Genomic DNA, 19,578 nt, shown 5'->3' on the forward strand with positions numbered 1-19,578 from the left:
GGAAGCCCGATGCCTGATCCTGTTGCTGCCAGCTTGCGTCTAGCGCCCGAAGCGCTGACCCGTCCGTTTTCCGCTGAACAGTTCAGCTTCTCTACCACCAATGATCTGGAGCCCTTTCGCGGTGTGCTTGGCCAGGAACGTGCGGTCGAAGCCTTGCAGTTTGGTGTGGCCATGCCACGCCCTGGTTACAACGTATTTGTCATGGGCGAGCCGGGGACTGGCCGGTTCTCGTTCGTCAAACGCTACCTCAAGGCCGAAGGCAAGCGCCTGCAGACTCCGGCGGACTGGGTCTACGTCAACAATTTCGATGAGCCGCGCGAGCCGCGCGCACTGGAACTGCCGTCGGGCACCGCCGGTGCCTTCATCGGTGACATCAACGGCTTGATCGACAACCTGCTGGCGACGTTTCCAGCTGTCTTCGAGCATCCGTCCTACCAACAGAAGAAAAGTGGCATCGACCGCGCCTTCAACCAGCGCTACGACAAGGCCCTGGACGTCATCGAGCGTCTGGCGCTGGAAAAGGACGTCGCGCTCTACCGCGACGCCAGCAATATCGCCTTCACTCCGATGGGTGACGGCAAGGCCTTGGACGAAGCTGAATTCGCCCAGTTGCCGGAAGCCGAGCGCGACCGCTTTCACGAAGATATTTCGGCACTGGAAGAGCGCTTGAACGAAGAGCTCGCCAGCCTGCCGCAATGGAAGCGTGAGTCGAGCAACCAGTTGCGTCATCTGAACGAAGAGACCATCACCCTGGCCTTGCAGCCCTTGTTGTCGCCACTGTCGGAGAAGTATGCCGAGAACGCGGCGGTTTGCGGTTATTTGCAAGCCATGCAGGTGTATTTGCTCAAGACCGTGGTCGAGCAACTGGTGGACGACAGCAAGACCGACGCTGTCGCCCGCAAGTTGCTGGAAGAACAATACGCACCGAGCCTGGTGGTCGGTCACTCGGCCAGCGGCGGTGCGCCGGTGGTGTTCGAGCCGCACCCGACCTACGAAAACCTCTTCGGTCGCATCGAATACAGCACCGACCAGGGCGCGCTGTACACCACCTACCGCCAACTGCGGCCGGGGGCCTTGCACCGGGCCAACGGTGGTTTCCTGATCCTTGAAGCGGACAAAATGCTCAGCGAGCCATTCGTGTGGGACGCGCTGAAACGCGCCCTGCAATCGCGCAAGCTGAAAATGGAATCACCGCTGGGCGAGCTGGGCCGTCTGGCCACTGTGACCCTGACACCGCAACACATTCCGCTGCAGGTCAAAGTCGTCATCATCGGTGCCCGTCAGCTGTATTACACGCTGCAAGACCTCGATCCGGATTTCCAGGAGATGTTCCGCGTCCTGGTGGATTTCGACGAGGACATCCCGATGGTTGACGAGAGCCTGGAGCAGTTCGCCCAGTTGCTCAAAACCCGTACATCCGAAGAAGGCATGGCACCGCTGACCGCCGATGCGGTGGCGCGTCTGGCGACTTACAGCGCCCGCCTGGCCGAGCACCAGGGGCGCTTGTCGGCGCGTATCGGTGACTTGTTCCAGCTGGTCAGCGAGGCCGATTTCATCCGCCACCTGGCCGGTGATGAAATGACCGACGCCGGCCACATCGAACGGGCACTCAAGGCCAAGGCCACGCGAACCGGGCGGGTTTCGGCGCGGATTCTCGACGACATGCTGGCCGGGATCATCCTGATCGACACCGATGGCGCAGCGGTCGGCAAGTGCAACGGCTTGACCGTGCTGGAGGTCGGCGACTCGGCTTTCGGTGTACCGGCGCGGATTTCCGCCACGGTGTACCCGGGTGGCAGCGGTATTGTCGACATCGAGCGCGAGGTCAACCTCGGCCAGCCGATCCACTCCAAGGGCGTGATGATCCTCACGGGGTATCTGGGCAGCCGCTACGCCCAGGAATTCCCGCTGGCGATTTCCGCAAGCATCGCCCTGGAGCAATCCTACGGTTATGTCGATGGCGACAGCGCGTCCCTGGGCGAGGCCTGCACCCTGATCTCGGCCTTGTCGAAAACTCCGCTCAAACAGTGCTTTGCCATCACCGGTTCGATCAACCAGTTCGGCGAAGTGCAGGCGGTGGGCGGGGTCAACGAGAAGATCGAGGGCTTCTTCCGTCTGTGCGAAGCCCGCGGGTTGACTGGCGAGCAGGGGGCAATCATTCCTCACGCCAACGTCGCCACGCTGATGCTCGACGAGAAGGTGCTGGCGGCGGTGCGTGCGGGGCAGTTCCATGTCTACGCGGTCCGTCAGGCCGACGAAGCCTTGAGTTTGCTGGTTGGCGAGCCGGCCGGCGAACCGGACGAAAATGGCGAGTTCCCGGAAGGCAGCGTGAACGCGCGGGTCGTGGAACGCTTACGGGTTATCGCGGAAATGATCAGCGAGGATGATCTGAAGGAAGCCGAGAAAGAGTTGGCGCAGGAGGCATTGGCGGAAACCAAGCCTGCTTGATGCAATGACCCATGTGGGAGCGGGCTTGCTCGCGAAAGCGTCTTTTCATTCAACATTTATGTTGGCTGATACGCCGCCTTCGCGAGCAAGCCCGCTCCCACATTTGTTTGTGTGAACATCGGAGAGCGTCGTCGAAATGACGTCAATATTCACACTATGACCATTCGGCGCCTTTCGGTTTTGTCTCGGCCTGCAAGCCAGACTTTTCTTCTATTCTCTGCTCAGGGATATCGACAGTAATCACAGGATCGAAACAGCCTTCACATGGGGGCTGAATACCGGATCTACCGAGGGTCGCCGCCATGTCGCGCAACCTCTGCCTCACCCGTCAATGCCTGGGCCTTGTGACCCGTATCGAGTGTGCCATCCGTCCGTTGGCAGGAGACACGGGCATGTGGACTCTGTTGTTCGCCGCCGGAATGGCCGGTGAACAACCTTCGGCCATCAAGGCCCAAGGCCCGTTTCATGGTCCAATCGCCGCTGAATCAATCCTCGACACCATCGTTGAAAGCCTGACCTTGCATGGCTACGAGTTGGCCGACGATCCGCAAATCTGGTGCCTGCACCTGCAAGCCCAATTGCGGGAAATCAACGGTGGTCGCTGCCGTAACCTGGGCGGCTTCGAGTTTCACCCCGAGCACTGAGTCGCACTATTGATCAAGGCGTGTCATGTCAGCCTTGTCGAGTTTGACCTCGAAACCATATTGCACGGTGGCGAGGTCAGTGCGCTGATAGGTTTCCAGGCGCGTAGGCTGCCCGTAGAAGTAATGCACGGCAAATTGCGCCCGGCCTTGTGCGTTCGCGCCACGGCTGACCGATAGAATTTCCTTCAAGTAATTGCCACTGTCGTCCTTGGCGAAAAAGCGCCAGTCCTGAGCGGGAAACACCTTCAGATTCACTATCAGAGCATTGTCCTTGAGCTCAAGGCCTTTGGGCAGTTGACGGGTATCGAGGCTTTTTTGCTCGATCGTGGCCAGGAACAACGGCATCGAGCCCACTGCGTAGGCCGGCGTTTCCGGAAACAGATTCAGATCGTAGGTGATGGTGCCGCGCAGTGGATCGATCTGGTAGGCCTCCGGTGGCAGCTCGATCGGTTCGTCGCGTTTGCCAAGAGTGTCTTCGGTAAAGAAGCTCACCGGGCTTTCACCGGGGTTGAGCGAGGTGCCCAGCAGTTCATCGTTGAAGCTGCGCAGATGGGTGAATTCGATTCGAGCAGCGCTGGGGTCGTCGACCGACTGGCTGATGCTGACGTTCTTTTTCAGTTGATCCTCGCTCAGCGTTGCCCCTTTTAGCCAGGTTGCGGCCTGGTCGTCATAGACCACCACAGGCAGGTTCAAGGGCTGAATGCCCTTGTCCGGGGTCTCGGCATCGAAGTGCCGGACCGGCAGGTCAAGGTCCTTGCGGGTGACCGTGACGGCGGAAAAATCCAGCATGCTGACTTCGAGTGTTTCGATCGTCCCGTTGAAATATACCTTTGAATAGCGTCGGGTCTGCCGTTTCTCAAAGGTGCGTTGTTCTTCGTCCAGTTGCTTTTCCAGCGCCTCGCTCCAGCTCTGTTGTTGCTGCATCTTGGCCAGTTGCTGCCGATAGAAGGCAATTTGTGCCGCGGTTTCGTTGATCGAACCTGCGCGCGTGATGTATTGCCCGGTGCTGTCCCTGGCCTGGACGATCAACGGGTTCAGTGGTGTTTCACTGACTTCAGGCGCCAGCGGCGCGCTGTCGTTGTATTCGATTTCTGCGTAGTTGTTCGTCAGTGTGAGCAAGGTGACGCTCAGGTTGTCATTGGTGCGGGTCTGGCCGATGTCCTTTTTCGTCAGGTCGAAACTGTAGAGCCGGCGGGGCGCGATGACTTCGACCTTACCCTGCAGGCTCACGGGCTGCGGCTGGTTTTTTTTGTCGATGTCGAGGCCTTCGATGAAGGGGTAAGACACTGTCAGGTCATCGGGGTTGGTCAGGTTGGAGCTCGATGGGCTGAGTTGAATGCCGGGGTCGGTTTCCGACCATTCCGACTGGAAGGCAATGACCCGTTTATTGCTCAGGGTGACGGACTGCCACTCCAGGCCGTGGGGAAACAAAAACGCGGCAGGAACGCTGAACGTGAAGGGAAACACCGGTTGCAGATCGGTCAGGTAGTCGGAACTGGAATCCTTTTGCAGCACGAACAACCCGTTGATGTAGGTGTCGACCAGGGCTTGCGGGGTCGGGTAGTGCTTGAGCATGGCAAGGGCGTCTTCGCCGTATTCGGTTTCCACTGGTTTGCTGTCGAGCTTGAGTTGCGCGCGCTCGAGCAGCAGCAGTGAGCCGCCCAGCTCCGACACGGCATCCTTGAGCTTCGGATCCTGGATGGCGTCCAGCGACTTTTCGAACTGCGCGGTTTTTTCTTCGAGGCTGACCTGGCGTTTTTCATCGCTGGGTGAGCAGCCACTTAGCAGCAGTGCCAGGCAAATTCCGGCACTCGTCAAAGGCAATCGCACATCCATTTCCAGTCTTCCTGTCCAATATCACTGAGCGTTCAATGATTTGGACACTAGCAGAAAAACCTTGATACACAGGTGCAGGTGGCGGATTTTTCGACGTTTTCTGGCAGCTTCTGGATAGGGGCGGGCGACTGATATACTCGCCGCCATTTACAGTCCACATGTGAGATTCAATGGAACGCTTTATCGAAAATGCAATGTACGCCTCGCGCTGGCTGCTGGCGCCGATCTATTTCGGCCTGTCCCTCGGGCTGTTGGCGCTGGCACTGAAATTCTTCCAGGAAGTCTTCCACGTCATCCCGAACGTGTTCTCGATGGCCGAATCGGACTTGATCCTGGTGCTGCTGTCGTTGATCGACATGGCGCTGGTGGGCGGTTTGCTGGTGATGGTGATGATTTCCGGCTACGAGAACTTCGTCTCGCAACTGGACATCGACGACAGCAAGGAAAAGCTCAACTGGCTCGGCACCATGGACTCTTCGTCGCTGAAGATGAAAGTGGCCGCGTCGATCGTGGCAATCTCGTCCATTCACCTGCTGCGCATCTTCATGGACGCCAAGAACGTCGACCCCGAGCATCTGCAGTGGTATGTGATCATCCACATGACCTTCGTGGTTTCGGCATTTGCCATGGGTTACCTGGATAAAGTCACCAAGCACTGATTCGGTCAGGCTCCCTTGTGGCGAGGGAGCTTGCTCCCGCTGGATTGCGAAGCGATCCCGCTTTTTTTGGGCTGCTCCGCTGCCCGGCGCGAGCAAGCTCGCTCGCCACAACCTCTCGCGATAACAGACAAACGGTCCGGCCAGTGGCTTGTGCTTTGATGCACCGAAGCCTATCCCTGTAAGTATGTTGGCTCGCCATTGCGTGAGGTGCGTACATGAACCTGCAAGAGTTGAATGCCTATGCCGTCGCCGGGAAGGTCGATGAGCTGAACCTGATCTCCATGGAGGGCGGCATCTACCTGCTGGAGGCTCGGATGCACGGCGCGGCGTATCCATTGAGCGATGCGCACGGGCACATGATGAGCCTGCGTTCGGTGGAGCATGCCCGTGATGTGCTGCGCTCCTTTCCCAAGCTGCACTTCAACCTTGTGCACACCGTCGTGCATGACGAGATGTGCGGGCTGGTTGCCGATGTGCAGGATACCCTGAAGGTGCCGATCGCCTGACGTCCCTCATCAATGGCATGACATCTGTGCTAGTCTGCTGGCCCTTTTGGTTCCGGGCGCTCCGGGACGCGCTGTGCACGCACGGCAAGTTCCAGGCCGTCCGCACAGCGGAGCAGTGTCATGTCCGAAGTAAATCTGTCCACCGACGAAACCCGCGTCAGCTACGGCATTGGCCGTCAGCTGGGCGACCAACTGCGTGACAATCCGCCACCGGGCGTCAGCCTGGACGCGATCCTGGCGGGTCTGACCGACGCATTCGCCGGCAAGCCAAGCCGTGTGGGTCAGGAAGAAATGTCCGCCAGCTTCAAGGTCATCCGTGAAATCATGCAGGCCGAAGCTGCAGCCAAGGCTGAAGCGGCCGCTGGCGAAGGCCTGGCTTTCCTGGCTGAAAACGCCAAGCGTGAAGGCATCACCACTCTGGCTTCCGGCCTGCAGTTCGAAGTTCTGACTGCTGGCGAAGGCGCCAAGCCATCCCGTGAAGACACCGTGCGTACTCACTACCACGGCACCCTGATCGACGGCACTGTGTTCGACAGCTCCTACGAGCGCGGCCAGCCTGCAGAATTCCCGGTTGGCGGCGTGATCGCCGGCTGGACCGAAGCCCTGCAACTGATGAACGCCGGCAGCAAATGGCGCCTGTACGTGCCGAGCGAACTGGCTTACGGCGCTCAAGGCGTTGGCGGCATCCCGCCGCACAGCGTACTGGTGTTCGACGTCGAGCTGCTTGACGTTCTGTAACACCGATTACCTGTAGGAGCGAGCTTGCTCGCGATGGGCGTCAACGATTACGCGGGCATTCTGAATGAACGCGTGTCTTTGAGTTTTTCGCGAGCAGGCTCGCTCCTACAGAGTCTTGCGACGTTTCTCATAGTTCGATCTTGTGGTGCAGTTCACTGTGCGGGCGCAACGCCCGGGCATAGCAGAACAGAAACAGATTGCGCACCAGTTCCTTGAGCACCACCGGCTCGCTTGAGCTCAGGCCGTTGACGTCAAGGTCACCCTGGTCCTGCAGCTCGTTCAAGGCTTCCTCTTCCAGCACGGCACAGACTTCCCCGGTTTCCCGATGCAGGATCCTGAGGTAAGGGTGTGGGCGGTCTAGCCAGGCATCGATCAAATAAGTCATGGTTCTCATCTCCACTGAGGGTTTGATGAGAATAATTCTTATTCATCAAATAGCAAGGGCCTATTGGCGGTTTGCGCTTTTTTCCGGGTAAAGATTGCGTCAGGTCAAAAGGACTGGCGTCTGGCTATTACCTGGATTGACCGGGCGAAGCGGGGGGGGGCTCCATCCCGTGCGGGGCGCGGGATGGATAACAGCAGGATCAGACTTTTCTGACGAACTCGGACTTGAGTTTCATCGGGCCGATGCCGTCGATCTTGCAATCGATGTCGTGATCGCCATCGCACAGGCGGATGTTCTTGACCTTGGTGCCGACCTTGACCACCAGGGACGTACCCTTGACCTTGAGGTCCTTGATCACGGTGATGGTATCGCCGTCCTGCAGGACATTGCCGACCGAATCCTTTTTCACTGTGTCATCGGACGCCGCTTCGGCTTCACCGCTGGCGGACCATTCGTGGGCGCACTCGGGGCAGATCAGCTGGGTGCCGTCTTCGTAGGTGTATTCGGAATTGCATTTTGGGCAGGGTGGCAGCGTGCTCACTAAGGCTCCTTGGATTCAGGATCGTTAAAAAGCGCACATTATATAGGGTTTTAGGCGGGAGAGGGCAGCAACGAAAAACCTGTGGGAGCGGGCTTGCTCGCGAAGACGGACTCACATCCAACATCTCCGTCGACTGTTACGCCGCATTCGCGAGCAAGCCCGCTCCCACAAGGGATCTTCGTGTCAGTGCGTGCGGGCTACCGCGAACTCACTCAGTTCAACCAGCGCATCGCGGTATTCGCTGGCGGGCAGCGCTTCGAGGCACTTGATCGCGCGGGCCACATAATCGCGGGCCAGTTGCGCGGTGTACTCCAGCGAACCCGAGGCTTCCACGGCTTCGCGGATGCTTTCCAGGTCTTCGATTCCGCCTTTCTGGATCGCCTTGCGCACCAGGGCGGCCTGTTCCGGCGTACCTTCGCGCATGGTGTAGATCAGCGGCAGGGTCGGCTTGCCTTCGGCCAGATCGTCACCGACGTTCTTGCCCAGGGTCTCGGCGTCGCCTTTATAGTCAAGCAGGTCGTCGACCAGCTGGAAGGCCACCCCCAGGTGATCCCCGAATGTACGCAGGGCTTCGGCCTGTTCCGGCGAGGCTTCGCACAGAGCGGCGGCACTGTGGGTCGAGGCTTCGAAGAGCATCGCGGTCTTGCCGCGGATGACTTCCATGTAGGTTTCTTCGGTGGTGCTGGCGTCACGCACCTTCGACAGCTGCAGCACTTCGCCTTCGGCGATGATGCGCGTGGCTTGCGAAAGGATCTTCATCACTGGCATGGAACCCAGTTCGACCATCATCTCGAAGGAGCGCGAATACAGGAAGTCACCGACCAGCACGCTTGGCGCGTTGCCCCACATGGCGTTGGCGGTCGAGCGGCCACGGCGCATACCGGACATGTCGACCACGTCGTCATGCAGCAGGGTGGCGGTGTGCAGGAACTCGATGGTGGCGGCCAACAGGCGCAGTTCGTCGCCTTCACGGCCCAGGGCCTTGCCACACAGCAGCACTAACAAGGGGCGCAGGCGTTTACCGCCGGCCGAGGTGATGTAATCGCCGATTTTCGATACAAGCGGCACCCGCGAAGTCAGCTGCTTCTTGATGATGCCGTCAACGGCGCTAAAATCGTCCGCCACCGCGCGGTAGAAAGCTTGGGGTTGCATCAGCGACAGTCGCTCCAGAAGGGTTGCGCGGCATGCTAGGACCCACGCCAGCAGGTGTCAAGGCGCGATGGACGGCCCCTTGCAAGGCGCTCGTGCCTTGCGTACAATCGCGCACCCTGAACTTCCTGGGCAGCACCTGCCTTACGCAATTGCAAGCGGGCCTTCCAGCCCCATGCAGCCATGCCAGCCAATACCTCTTCTTATAAAGAGCTGGGTGAGCAGGATTATCGGAGAAATACCATGTCTTATGCAGTAATCGTTACTGGCGGCAAGCAGTACAAAGTCGCCCCAGGTGAATACCTGAAGATCGAAAAACTGGAAATCGCTACCGGCGAATCCGTTACCTTTGATCGCGTTCTGTTGGTTGCCAACGGTGACGACGTGAATATCGGCGCTCCAGTTGTTGCTGGCGCTACCGTTGTGGCTGAAGTGATCTCCCAAGGTCGTCACGATAAAGTCCGCATCATCAAGTTCCGTCGCCGTAAGCACCACATGAAGCGTATGGGCCACCGCCAGTGGTACACCGAGATCAAAATCACCGGTATTCAGGCTTAATTTCAGCCTAATTCCTCACTAGGAGAATTGAACTCATGGCACACAAAAAAGCTGGTGGTAGTACCCGTAACGGTCGCGACTCAGAAGCCAAACGCCTTGGCGTGAAGATGTATGGCGGCCAGGCTATCAAAGCAGGCAACATCATCGTGCGTCAGCGCGGTACCCAATTCCACGCTGGCTACGGCGTTGGCATGGGTAAGGATCACACCCTCTTCGCTAAAGTCGAAGGCGTGATCAAGTTCGAAGTAAAAGGCGCCTTCGGTCGTCGTTACGTGAGCGTAGTCGCAGCTTAATTGCGCGATCGCTGGAAAAGCCCTGTCTCGCGACGGGGCTTTTTCGTTTGTGGGGTGAGTCTCTTGCAAAGCTGTTTGTATGGGCTGTCGGCGTACGATGTAGGTGTCGTGGTTTGGGGTCGCTGCGCTCATTTTTGCAAGAGTCTTATGTCTTGATTGTTTTTCGGCTCGTCCGTATGGCGAGAGGCGTTTGTTATGAAGTTTGTTGATGAAGTATCGATTCGAGTAAAAGCCGGTGACGGCGGCAATGGCTGCATGAGTTTCCGTCGCGAAAAATTCATCGAAAACGGTGGTCCGAACGGTGGTGACGGTGGTGATGGCGGTTCCATCTACATGATGGCCGACGAAAACCTCAATACCCTGGTGGACTACCGTTACACCCGGCACTTCGATGCCGAGCGTGGCTCCAATGGCGGCAGCACCGACTGCACCGGCAAGAAGGGTGAAGACCTGATCCTGCGCGTTCCGGTCGGCACCACGGTGATCGACTCCGCGACTCAGGAGGTCATCGGCGATCTGACCAAGGCCGGTCAGAAACTGATGGTCGTGCAGGGTGGCTGGCACGGTCTGGGCAATACCCGTTTCAAATCCAGTACCAACCGTGCGCCGCGCCAGACTACTCCGGGCAAGCCGGGTGAGCAGCGCGACCTGAAGCTGGAAATGAAAGTTCTGGCTGACGTCGGTCTGCTGGGTTTGCCGAACGCCGGTAAAAGTACCTTTATCCGCTCGGTTTCGGCTGCCAAGCCGAAAGTTGCCGACTACCCGTTCACCACGCTGGTGCCGAACCTGGGTGTGGTCAGCGTCGATCGCTGGAAGAGCTTCGTCATTGCCGATATTCCGGGTTTGATCGAGGGTGCTTCCGAAGGTGCTGGTCTGGGCATTCGCTTCCTCAAGCACTTGGCGCGTACGCGTCTGCTGCTGCACCTCGTGGACATGGCACCGCTGGATGACGCCAGTGCACCGGATGCCGCTGAGGTGATCGTCAACGAGCTGATCAAGTTCAGCCCGTCCCTGGCGGAGCGTGATCGCTGGCTGGTCCTGAACAAGTGCGACCAGATCCTTGATGAGGAGCACGATGCTCGCGTCAAGGAGATCGTCGATCGCCTGGAGTGGACCGGTCCGGTGTACGTGATCTCGGCCATCTCCAAGCTCGGTACCGAGCGTCTGTGCCACGACATCATGCGTTACATGGAAGATCGTGCTGATCGCCTGGCCAATGACCCGGCCTACAAGGAAGAGCTGGCCGATCTCGATCAGCGCATCGAAGACGAAGCCCGCGCGCAGCTGCAGGCGCTGGATGACAAGCGTGCCCTGCGTCGCAGCGGCGTGAAGTCGGTCCACGACATCGGCGACGATGATTGGGACGAAGAAGATGTGGATGACGAAGACGGTCCGGAAATCATTTACGTGCGTGACTGATTCGTTGCGATAAACTTAAGCGCCGCTCAATCGAGCGGCGTTTTAGTATCTGTAAATCGTTGGTCGCGAATAGCCACGAATAACGTCACGGGCAGTGCCAGGTCGCGCTGTCCTCAAGCTAAGGTTGAAGATGATGCGGAGCAAGGTGACAGGTGCGCAGCGTTGGGTCGTGAAGATCGGCAGCGCTTTGCTGACGGCGGACGGCAAGGGCCTGGATCGCGCGGCAATGGGTGTCTGGGTTGAGCAGATGGTGGCCTTGCATGAGGCGGGTATCGAACTGGTGCTGGTGTCCTCTGGGGCGGTGGCGGCCGGTATGAGTCGTTTGGGCTGGACTTCGCGACCCAGTGCGATGCACGAGCTTCAGGCCGCTGCTGCAATCGGCCAGATGGGGCTGGTGCAGGCCTGGGAGTCGAGCTTTGCCGAGCACGGCCGGCATACCGCGCAGATTCTTCTGACCCACGACGACCTGTCCGACCGCAAGCGCTACCTGAACGCCCGCAGTACCTTGCGCGCATTGGTCGAGCTCAAAGTCATTCCGGTCATCAACGAGAATGACACCGTGGTCACCGACGAAATCCGTTTCGGCGACAACGACACCCTGGCGGCGCTGGTGGCGAACCTTGTCGAGGCAGACTTGCTGGTGATCCTGACGGATCGCGATGGCATGTTCGACGCCGATCCGCGCAACAATCCGGATGCCCAGCTGATTTACGAAGCGCGTGCCGATGATCCGGCGCTCGATGCAGTGGCGGGCGGTACGGGCGGGGCGCTGGGGCGTGGCGGTATGCAGACCAAGCTGCGTGCGGCGCGTCTGGCGGCCCGTTCCGGCGCTCACACCATTATCGTGGGTGGGCGGCTTGAGCGTGTGCTGGATCGCCTCAAGGCGGGCGAGCGTATCGGTACCTTACTCTCGCCGGAGCGTGGCATGCTGGCGGCGCGCAAGCAGTGGCTGGCCGGTCATCTGCAAACCCGTGGCACCCTGGTGCTGGATGCCGGTGCGGTGACTGCGTTGTCTCAGGGCAACAAGAGCTTGTTGCCGGTCGGGGTCAAATTGGTGCAGGGCAGCTTCCGTCGTGGCGAGATGGTGGTTTGCGTGGCGCCGGACGGTCGTGAGATTGCCCGCGGCCTGGCCAACTACAGTGCGCTGGAAGCACAAAAAATCATTGGTCAGTCGTCCGAGGCGATTGTCGGTCTGCTGGGTTACATGGCGGAACCGGAACTGGTTCACCGCGATAACCTGATCCTGGTCTGAAGGAATACCTGAATGCGCGTGGCAAAAGGATTATTGGGATTGCTGTTGGCGATGCCGCTGCTGGCTTCGGCCGAGGAAATCGGCCAGGTGTCGACGGTGTTCAAGTTCGTCGGGCCAAATGACCGGATCGTGGTCGAGGCTTTTGATGATCCCAAGGTCGATGGTGTGACCTGCTACCTGTCGCGCGCCAAGACGGGTGGGGTCAAGGGAGGTCTTGGATTGGCCGAGGATCGTGCCGAGGCGTCCATCGCCTGCCGACAGGTCGGGCCGATTAGCTTCAAGGGTGAGCTCAAGGATGGCGATGAGGTATTCAAGGAGCGCACGTCCCTGGTGTTCAAGACCATGCAGGTGGTGCGCTTCCTCGACAAGAAGCGCAATACGCTGGTGTACCTGGTGTACAGCGATCGCTTGATCGAGGGCAGTCCGCAGAATGCGGTGACGGCGATTCCGATCTTGCCGTGGGCGCACGCCCAATAATTTGACGCAAAACAAACTGTGGGAGCGGGCTTGCTCGCGAAAGCGTTGTATCAGTCAATATTGATGTCGACTGACACGCCGCCTTCGCGAGCAAGCCCGCTCCCACATTTTTTTGCGGTGCCTGCTAAATCGCAGGCAATAAAAAACCGACCCTGAGGTCGGTTTTTTAATGAGCGTGTCGCTTAGGCAGCAGCGGCAACGTTCAGGGCCTTGACGTGGCCATTCAGGCGGCTCTTATGACGAGCGGCCTTGTTCTTGTGGATGATGCCTTTATCGGCCATACGGTCGATAACTGGCACAGCCAGAACGTAAGCGGCTTGAGCTTTGGCAGCGTCTTTTGCGTCGATGGCCTTAACTACATTCTTGATGTAGGTACGAACCATGGAACGCAGGCTGGCGTTGTGGCTGCGACGCTTCTCAGCCTGTTTTGCACGTTTTTTGGCGGAAGGTGAGTTGGCCACCGTCGAGCTCCTCGAAAGACTTTTTAGGAAATAGCAAACAAAATAGGCCGCGAATCATGCCGATGAGTTGAAGTCTTGTCAAGGGCGCTTGAAACGTTCCGCTAAGTGGTAGGCGTGGTGCGACGGGATATTTCTTTCCGGCGTGTGACCTGTAAACTCGCGAGCTTTGGCTCTGTGCTGTTGCGGCGCGGAGTATCGCACAAGTAGGCGCTTAGTTCGCCTGCTGTTTATCGACAGGCACAAACTCTTTCCATGAATCTGCTCAAATCGTTGGCCGCCGTCAGCTCTATCACGATGCTTTCCCGGATTCTGGGATTTGTCCGAGACACCCTCATTGCACGCACATTTGGCGCAGGAATGGCGACTGACGCCTTCTTTATCGCCTTCAAATTACCCAATCTGCTGCGGCGAATCTTTGCCGAGGGGGCGTTTTCCCAGGCGTTCGTGCCGATTCTTGCCGAATATAAAAGCCAGCAGGGTGAAGAGGCGACGCGTACCTTCATCGCCTACGTTTCGGGCCTGCTGACGCTGGTACTGGCGCTGGTCACGGTGTTGGGCATGATCGCCGCGCCATGGGTCATCTGGGTCACCGCGCCGGGTTTCACCGACACACCGGAAAAATTCGAACTGACCTCCAGTCTGTTGCGGGTGACCTTTCCCTACATCCTGCTGATTTCCCTGTCGTCGTTGGCCGGTGCGATCCTCAATACCTGGAACAGATTTTCGGTACCGGCCTTCGTGCCGACTCTGCTGAACGTCAGCATGATCATCTTTTCGGTGTTTTTGACGCCGTACTTCGATCCGCCCGTCATGGCGCTCGGCTGGGCGGTACTGGTCGGCGGCCTGGCGCAGTTGCTCTATCAGCTACCGCACCTGAAAAAGATTGGCATGCTCGTACTGCCGCGCCTGAACCTGCGTGACAGCGGTGTGTGGCGCGTCATGAAGCAAATGTTGCCGGCCATTCTCGGTGTCTCGGTGAGCCAGATTTCGCTGATCATCAATACGATCTTCGCGTCTTTCCTGGTTGCCGGTTCCGTGTCGTGGATGTACTACGCCGACCGTTTGATGGAGCTGCCGTCCGGGGTGTTGGGCGTGGCGCTGGGGACGATTTTGCTGCCGACCCTGGCCAAGACCTACGCCAGCAAGGATCGCCACGAATACTCGCGCATCCTCGATTGGGGCCTGCGTCTGTGCTTCGTGCTGGTATTGCCTTGCGCCCTGGCGCTGGGGATTCTGGCCGAGCCGCTGACGGTTTCCCTGTTCCAGTATGGTCAGTTCGATGCCCATGATGCGGCCATGACCCAGCGTGCGTTGATCGCCTATTCCGTCGGGTTGCTCGGGATTATCGTGATTAAAGTGCTGGCGCCGGGCTTTTATGCGCAACAAAACATCCGCACGCCGGTGAAAATCGCAATTTTCACGCTGGTCGTCACTCAGTTGTTCAACCTGTTGCTGATTGGTCCTCTGGCTCACGCGGGCCTGGCGCTCGCCATCAGCGCCGGCGCCTGCCTCAATGCGGGGCTGCTCTTCTATCAGCTGCGTAAACAGCAGATGTACCAGCCGCAACCGGGCTGGGCAAAGTTCGGCTTCAAGCTGGTGATTGCGGTGGCGGTGATGTCTGGCGTGTTGCTGGCCGGGATGCATTTCATGCCGGCCTGGGGTGAGGGGCAGATGCTTGAGCGTTTCCTGCGTCTGGGTGCCTTGGTCATTGCCGGTGTGGTGGCTTATTTCGGCATGTTAGTGTTGATGGGCTTCCGTTTGCGCGACTTCAATCGCAAGACGCTTGGCTGAGGTTCCGGCCTCGATAAACACGGGCGAACCGGCGGTTTTGTCGGTTCGATCACTTTGGGTTACGGTGTTGCCTGTCGTCGGCCGCCGGGTGTGGTTATAATCGACCACTTTATGAGCAAGAAGCGCGTTATGCAGCTGGTTCGAGGCCTCCACAATCTGCGCCCCCAGCATCGGGGCTGTGTCGCCACTATTGGCAACTTTGACGGTGTACACCGTGGCCACCAGGCTATCCTGGCGCGGCTGCGTGAGCGTGCGCTCGAGTTGGGCGTGCCCAGTTGCGTGGTGATTTTCGAGCCGCAACCGCGCGAGTTCTTCGCTCCGGAGACTGCACCGGCCCGTCTGGCCCGTCTGCGGGACAAGCTGCAATTGTTGGCCGCCGAAGGCGTCGACCGCGTTCTGTGCCTGGCTTTCAATCAGCGCCTGAGCAAGCTCAGCGCCAGCGAGTTCGTCGACACCATTCTGGTCGATGGCCTGGGTGTCCAGCACCTGGAGGTCGGTGATGACTTCCGTTTCGGTTGTGACCGCGCGGGAGATTTCGATTTCCTGCTACAGGCCGGCATCCTTCAGGGATTTACCGTCGAAGCGGCGCAAACCGTCGAGCTGGATGGCATCCGGGTCAGCAGCACGCAGGTCCGCAATGCCCTGGCCGCCGCGGATTTCACCCTGGCCGAACGCCTCCTCGGACGGCCGTACCGGATCGCCGGTCGCGTATTGCATGGCCAGAAGCTTGCTCGGCAGTTGGGTACGCCCACGGCCAACATACAACTCAAGCGCCGTCGCGTACCGTTTACCGGGGTTTACCTGGTGGATGTCGAGATCGATGGCAAGACCTGGCCCGGCGTCGCCAATATCGGCGTGCGGCCCACGGTTCAAGGTGATGGCAAAGCCCACCTGGAAGTGCATCTTTTAGATTTTGCCGGCGATCTGTATGACCGGCGTTTAACGGTGGTTTTCCACCACAAGCTGCGTGAAGAGCAGCGTTTCGCCTCTCTGGAGGCACTGAAAACGGCGATCAGCGCGGATGTCGCCGCCGCCCGTGCACTAGCCGCACCTAGCGCCTATCGCTAATGAAGAGCCTTAAATGACCGACTATAAAGCCACGCTAAACCTTCCGGACACCGCCTTCCCAATGAAGGCCGGCCTGCCACAGCGCGAACCGCAGATCCTGCAGCGCTGGGACAGTATTGGCCTGTACGGAAAGTTGCGCGAGATTGGCAAGGATCGTCCGAAGTTCGTATTGCACGACGGCCCTCCGTACGCCAACGGCACGATTCACATCGGTCATGCGCTGAACAAGATTCTCAAGGACATGATCATCCGCTCGAAGACCCTGTCGGGCTTCGACGCGCCTTATGTCCCGGGCTGGGACTGCCACGGCCTGCCGATCGAGCACAAGGTCGAGGTGACCCACGGCAAGAACCTGGGCGCGGACAAGACCCGCGAACTGTGCCGCGCCTATGCCACCGAGCAGATCGAAGGGCAGAAATCCGAGTTCATCCGTCTGGGCGTGCTGGGCGACTTCGCCAACCCGTACAAGACCATGGACTTCAAGAACGAGGCCGGGGAAATCCGTGCCCTGGCTGAAATCGTCAAGGGCGGTTTCGTGTTCAAGGGCTTGAAGCCCGTGAACTGGTGCTTCGACTGCGGTTCGGCCCTGGCTGAAGCGGAAGTCGAGTACGAGAACAAAAAGTCCTCGACCATTGACGTGGCCTTCCCGATTGCCGACGAAGCCAAGCTGGCCGCCGCCTTCGGTCTGCCTGCCCTGGGCAAGCCGGCCTCGATCGTGATCTGGACCACCACCCCGTGGACCATCCCGGCCAACCAGGCGTTGAACGTCCACCCGGAATTCAACTACGCCCTGGTCGATGTCGGCGACAAGCTGCTGGTGCTGGCTGAAGAGCTGGTCGAGTCGTGCCTGGCGCGCTACTCGCTGGAAGGTTCGGTGATCGCTACCGCCGCTGGTTCGGCGCTGGAACTGATCAACTTCCGTCACCCGTTCTACGACCGCCTGTCGCCGGTATACCTGGCTGACTACGTCGAGCTGGGTGCCGGCACTGGCGTGGTTCACTCCGCACCGGCCTATGGCGTGGACGACTTCGTGACCTGCAAGAAGTACGGCATGGTCAACGACGACATTCTCAACCCGGTACAAAGCAACGGCGTGTACGTGCCTTCGCTGGAGTTCTTCGGCGGCCAGTTCATCTGGAAGGCCAACCCGGCCATCGTCGACAAATTGACCGAAGTCGGTGCGCTGCTGCACACCACCGTCATCGAACACAGCTACATGCACTGCTGGCGCCACAAGACTCCGCTGATCTACCGCGCTACCGCGCAGTGGTTCATCGGCATGGACAAGCAGCCGACCACCGGTGACACCCTGCGCCAGCGCTCGCTCAAGGCCATTGAAGACACCCAGTTCGTTCCGGCCTGGGGCCAGGCGCGCCTGCACTCGATGATCGCCAACCGTCCGGACTGGTGCATCTCCCGTCAGCGCAACTGGGGCGTGCCGATCCCGTTCTTCCTGAACAAGGAAAGCGGCGAACTGCACCCGCGCACCGTCGAGCTGATGGAAGAAGTCGCCAAGCGCGTCGAAGTCGAAGGCATCGAAGCCTGGTTCAAGCTGGACGCCGCCGAGCTGCTGGGCGCCGAAGCGCCGCAGTACGACAAGATCAGCGACACCCTGGACGTCTGGTTCGATTCGGGCACCACGCACTGGCACGTCCTGCGCGGTTCCCACCCGATGGGCCACGAAGCCGGCCCGCGTGCCGACCTGTACCTGGAAGGCTCGGACCAACACCGCGGCTGGTTCCACTCGTCGCTGCTGACCGGTTGCGCCATCGACAACCACGCGCCGTACCGCGAACTGCTGACCCACGGTTTCACCGTCGACGAGTCCGGCCGCAAGATGTCCAAGTCCCTGGGCAACGTGATCGCGCCGCAGAAAGTCAACGACACCCTGGGCGCCGACATCATGCGCTTGTGGGTTGCCTCGACCGATTACTCGGGTGAAATGGCGGTTTCCGAGCAGATCCTGCAACGCAGTGCGGACGCCTACCGGCGTATCCGTAACACCGCGCGCTTCCTGCTGTCGAACCTGACCGGCTTCAACCCGGCCACCGACCTGCTGCCGGCCGAAGAAATGCTGGCGCTGGACCGTTGGGCCGTGGATCGCACCCTGCTGCTGCAGCGTGAGCTGCAAGAGCACTACAGCGAATACCGCTTCTGGAACGTGTACTCGAAGATCCACAACTTCTGCGTGCAGGAGTTGGGTGGCTTCTATCTCGACATCATCAAGGATCGCCAGTACACCACCGGCGCCGACAGCAAGGCCCGCCGTTCGTGCCAGACCGCGCTGTTCCACATCTCCGAAGCGCTGGTGCGCTGGATCGCGCCGATCCTGGCGTTCACCGCCGACGAACTGTGGCAGTACCTGCCGGGCGAGCGTAACGAGTCCGTCATGCTCAACACCTGGTACGAAGGCCTGAGCGAACTGCCGGAAGGCTTCGAGCTGGGTCGCGCCTACTGGGACCGCATCATGGAAGTGAAGGTCGCGGTCAACAAAGAGATGGAAATCCAGCGTGCAGCCAAGGCTGTCGGTGGCAACCTGCAAGCCGAAGTGACGCTGTTCGCCGAAGACGCGCTGACTGCCGACCTGGCCAAGCTGAGCAACGAACTGCGTTTCGTGCTGATCACCTCGACTGCCAGCGTTGCACCCTTTGTGAAGGCACCCGAGGACGCGGTCGTCACTGAAGTCAGCGGCCTGAAGCTGAAGATCGTCAAGTCGGCCCACGCCAAATGCGCCCGTTGCTGGCATTGCCGCGAAGACGTCGGCGTGAACCCGGAGCATCCGGAAATCTGCGGTCGTTGCGTGGATAACATCAGCGGCGCTGGTGAGGTCCGTCACTATGCCTAATGCCGTTGGCCGTTTCGGACGGCTGAGCTGGCTCTGGTTGAGTTTGCTGGTACTGGTCATCGACCAGGCCAGCAAGTTCTACTTCGAAGGCAAGCTCCAGATGTACCAGCAGATCGTGATCATCCCCGATTACTTCAGCTGGACCCTGGCCTACAACACTGGTGCGGCGTTCAGCTTCCTGGCTGACAGCTCCGGCTGGCAGCGCTGGCTGTTCGCCTTGATCGCGGTGGTGGTCAGTGCGGTGCTGGTGGTGTGGCTCAAGCGTCTGGGGCGCAACGAAACCTGGCTGGCGGTTGCGCTGGCCCTGGTACTCGGTGGCGCGCTGGGCAATCTGTATGACCGCATTGCCCTGGGCCATGTGATCGATTTCATTCTGGTGCATTGGCAGAACCGCTGGTATTTCCCGGCGTTCAACTTTGCCGACAGTGCAATCACGGTAGGTGCTGTCATGCTGGCACTGGATATGTTCAAAAGTAAAAAGACCGGAGAAACCGTTCATGACTGAACA

Annotated in this window: 19 protein-coding genes; 14 read left to right on the forward strand and 5 right to left on the reverse strand. The window is 59.4% G+C overall.

Features of this window, described 5'->3' with window-relative positions:
* The first annotated feature begins 9 nt into the window (after window positions 1-9).
* Both AC3WN7_RS03990 and AC3WN7_RS03995 read left to right on the forward strand, forming a co-directional pair.
* A complete protein-coding gene (locus AC3WN7_RS03990; protein WP_008052054.1) occupies window positions 10-2,448 on the forward strand; it encodes a Lon protease family protein in 2,439 nt (812 codons plus the stop codon).
* A gap of 302 nt (window positions 2,449-2,750) precedes the next feature.
* Entirely contained in the window at window positions 2,751-3,092 is a 342-nt protein-coding gene (locus tag AC3WN7_RS03995) for a PA4575 family protein (protein ID WP_007970902.1), read from the forward strand.
* A gap of 6 nt (window positions 3,093-3,098) precedes the next feature.
* Here AC3WN7_RS03995 and AC3WN7_RS04000 read toward each other — a convergent pair whose 3' ends face one another.
* The gene (locus AC3WN7_RS04000; RefSeq protein WP_102675272.1) at window positions 3,099-4,928 is read right to left on the reverse strand and encodes a hypothetical protein; all 1,830 of its coding nucleotides are present in this window, start codon (window positions 4,926-4,928) and stop codon (window positions 3,099-3,101) included.
* A gap of 170 nt (window positions 4,929-5,098) precedes the next feature.
* Between AC3WN7_RS04000 and AC3WN7_RS04005 the strand changes: the two genes are divergently transcribed.
* The 3 genes from AC3WN7_RS04005 (at window position 5,099) to bamJ (ending at window position 6,831) form a co-directional block, all read left to right on the forward strand.
* Complete coding sequence (locus AC3WN7_RS04005) at window positions 5,099-5,587, forward strand: TIGR00645 family protein (RefSeq protein WP_007970904.1); 489 nt, start codon at window positions 5,099-5,101, stop codon at window positions 5,585-5,587.
* A 215-nt stretch (window positions 5,588-5,802) separates the two neighbouring features.
* Window positions 5,803-6,093 carry a DUF6482 family protein gene (locus AC3WN7_RS04010; RefSeq protein ID WP_015096896.1) on the forward strand — a complete coding sequence of 97 codons (291 nt, stop codon included), beginning with the start codon at window positions 5,803-5,805 and terminating at the stop codon, window positions 6,091-6,093.
* A 120-nt stretch (window positions 6,094-6,213) separates the two neighbouring features.
* On the forward strand, window positions 6,214-6,831 hold the full coding sequence (gene bamJ, locus AC3WN7_RS04015; RefSeq protein ID WP_007970907.1) for a BamJ family beta-barrel-assembly machinery protein: 618 nt from the start codon (window positions 6,214-6,216) through the stop codon (window positions 6,829-6,831).
* A gap of 127 nt (window positions 6,832-6,958) precedes the next feature.
* Here the strand turns inward: bamJ and AC3WN7_RS04020 are convergent, their stop codons facing one another.
* The 3 genes from AC3WN7_RS04020 to AC3WN7_RS04030 all read right to left on the reverse strand — a co-directional run bounded on the left by AC3WN7_RS04020 (window position 6,959) and on the right by AC3WN7_RS04030 (window position 8,909).
* Window positions 6,959-7,216 carry a PA4570 family protein gene (locus tag AC3WN7_RS04020; RefSeq protein ID WP_095965651.1) on the reverse strand — a complete coding sequence of 86 codons (258 nt, stop codon included), beginning with the start codon at window positions 7,214-7,216 and terminating at the stop codon, window positions 6,959-6,961.
* Between the two features lie 199 nt (window positions 7,217-7,415).
* Window positions 7,416-7,757: a zinc ribbon domain-containing protein YjdM gene (locus AC3WN7_RS04025; protein ID WP_007970912.1), complete on the reverse strand. Its 342-nt coding sequence runs from the start codon at window positions 7,755-7,757 to the stop codon at window positions 7,416-7,418.
* A gap of 183 nt (window positions 7,758-7,940) precedes the next feature.
* Window positions 7,941-8,909 carry a polyprenyl synthetase family protein gene (locus tag AC3WN7_RS04030; RefSeq protein ID WP_102675270.1) on the reverse strand — a complete coding sequence of 323 codons (969 nt, stop codon included), beginning with the start codon at window positions 8,907-8,909 and terminating at the stop codon, window positions 7,941-7,943.
* A 240-nt stretch (window positions 8,910-9,149) separates the two neighbouring features.
* On the opposite strand from AC3WN7_RS04030, the gene rplU reads away from it, so the two are divergent.
* The 5 genes from rplU (at window position 9,150) to AC3WN7_RS04055 (ending at window position 12,905) form a co-directional block, all read left to right on the forward strand.
* The gene (rplU, locus tag AC3WN7_RS04035; protein WP_003176051.1) at window positions 9,150-9,464 is read left to right on the forward strand and encodes a 50S ribosomal protein L21; all 315 of its coding nucleotides are present in this window, start codon (window positions 9,150-9,152) and stop codon (window positions 9,462-9,464) included.
* A gap of 35 nt (window positions 9,465-9,499) precedes the next feature.
* A complete protein-coding gene (gene rpmA, locus AC3WN7_RS04040; RefSeq protein WP_003281574.1) occupies window positions 9,500-9,757 on the forward strand; it encodes a 50S ribosomal protein L27 in 258 nt (85 codons plus the stop codon).
* Between the two features lie 195 nt (window positions 9,758-9,952).
* Window positions 9,953-11,176, forward strand: coding sequence for an Obg family GTPase CgtA (gene cgtA / locus AC3WN7_RS04045; RefSeq protein ID WP_008022500.1), 1,224 nt, complete (start codon window positions 9,953-9,955; stop codon window positions 11,174-11,176).
* Window positions 11,177-11,309: 133 nt separating this feature from the next.
* Window positions 11,310-12,428 (forward strand): glutamate 5-kinase, encoded by a 1,119-nt coding sequence (proB, locus tag AC3WN7_RS04050; RefSeq protein ID WP_102675269.1) that lies wholly within the window; start codon window positions 11,310-11,312, stop codon window positions 12,426-12,428.
* A 12-nt stretch (window positions 12,429-12,440) separates the two neighbouring features.
* On the forward strand, window positions 12,441-12,905 hold the full coding sequence (locus AC3WN7_RS04055; protein WP_008022496.1) for a CreA family protein: 465 nt from the start codon (window positions 12,441-12,443) through the stop codon (window positions 12,903-12,905).
* A gap of 182 nt (window positions 12,906-13,087) precedes the next feature.
* Here the strand turns inward: AC3WN7_RS04055 and rpsT are convergent, their stop codons facing one another.
* Window positions 13,088-13,366, reverse strand: a complete 279-nt coding sequence (gene rpsT / locus AC3WN7_RS04060) for a 30S ribosomal protein S20 (protein ID WP_007970922.1) — start codon at window positions 13,364-13,366, stop codon at window positions 13,088-13,090.
* 252 nt (window positions 13,367-13,618) lie between these two features.
* Between rpsT and murJ the strand changes: the two genes are divergently transcribed.
* The 4 genes from murJ (at window position 13,619) to lspA (ending at window position 19,575) form a co-directional block, all read left to right on the forward strand.
* The gene (gene murJ, locus AC3WN7_RS04065) at window positions 13,619-15,157 is read left to right on the forward strand and encodes a murein biosynthesis integral membrane protein MurJ (protein WP_095965650.1); all 1,539 of its coding nucleotides are present in this window, start codon (window positions 13,619-13,621) and stop codon (window positions 15,155-15,157) included.
* A 129-nt stretch (window positions 15,158-15,286) separates the two neighbouring features.
* Window positions 15,287-16,225, forward strand: a complete 939-nt coding sequence (gene ribF / locus AC3WN7_RS04070) for a bifunctional riboflavin kinase/FAD synthetase (protein ID WP_207258329.1) — start codon at window positions 15,287-15,289, stop codon at window positions 16,223-16,225.
* Window positions 16,226-16,238: 13 nt separating this feature from the next.
* Window positions 16,239-19,070, forward strand: a complete 2,832-nt coding sequence (gene ileS, locus AC3WN7_RS04075; protein ID WP_102675267.1) for an isoleucine--tRNA ligase — start codon at window positions 16,239-16,241, stop codon at window positions 19,068-19,070.
* Entirely contained in the window at window positions 19,063-19,575 is a 513-nt protein-coding gene (lspA, locus tag AC3WN7_RS04080) for a signal peptidase II (RefSeq protein WP_007970932.1), read from the forward strand. The genes ileS and lspA overlap by 8 nt, the downstream gene beginning before the upstream one ends.
* Window positions 19,576-19,578: the final 3 nt, after the last annotated feature.

It is taken from the genome of Pseudomonas sp. FW305-70 (assembly GCF_058783925.1).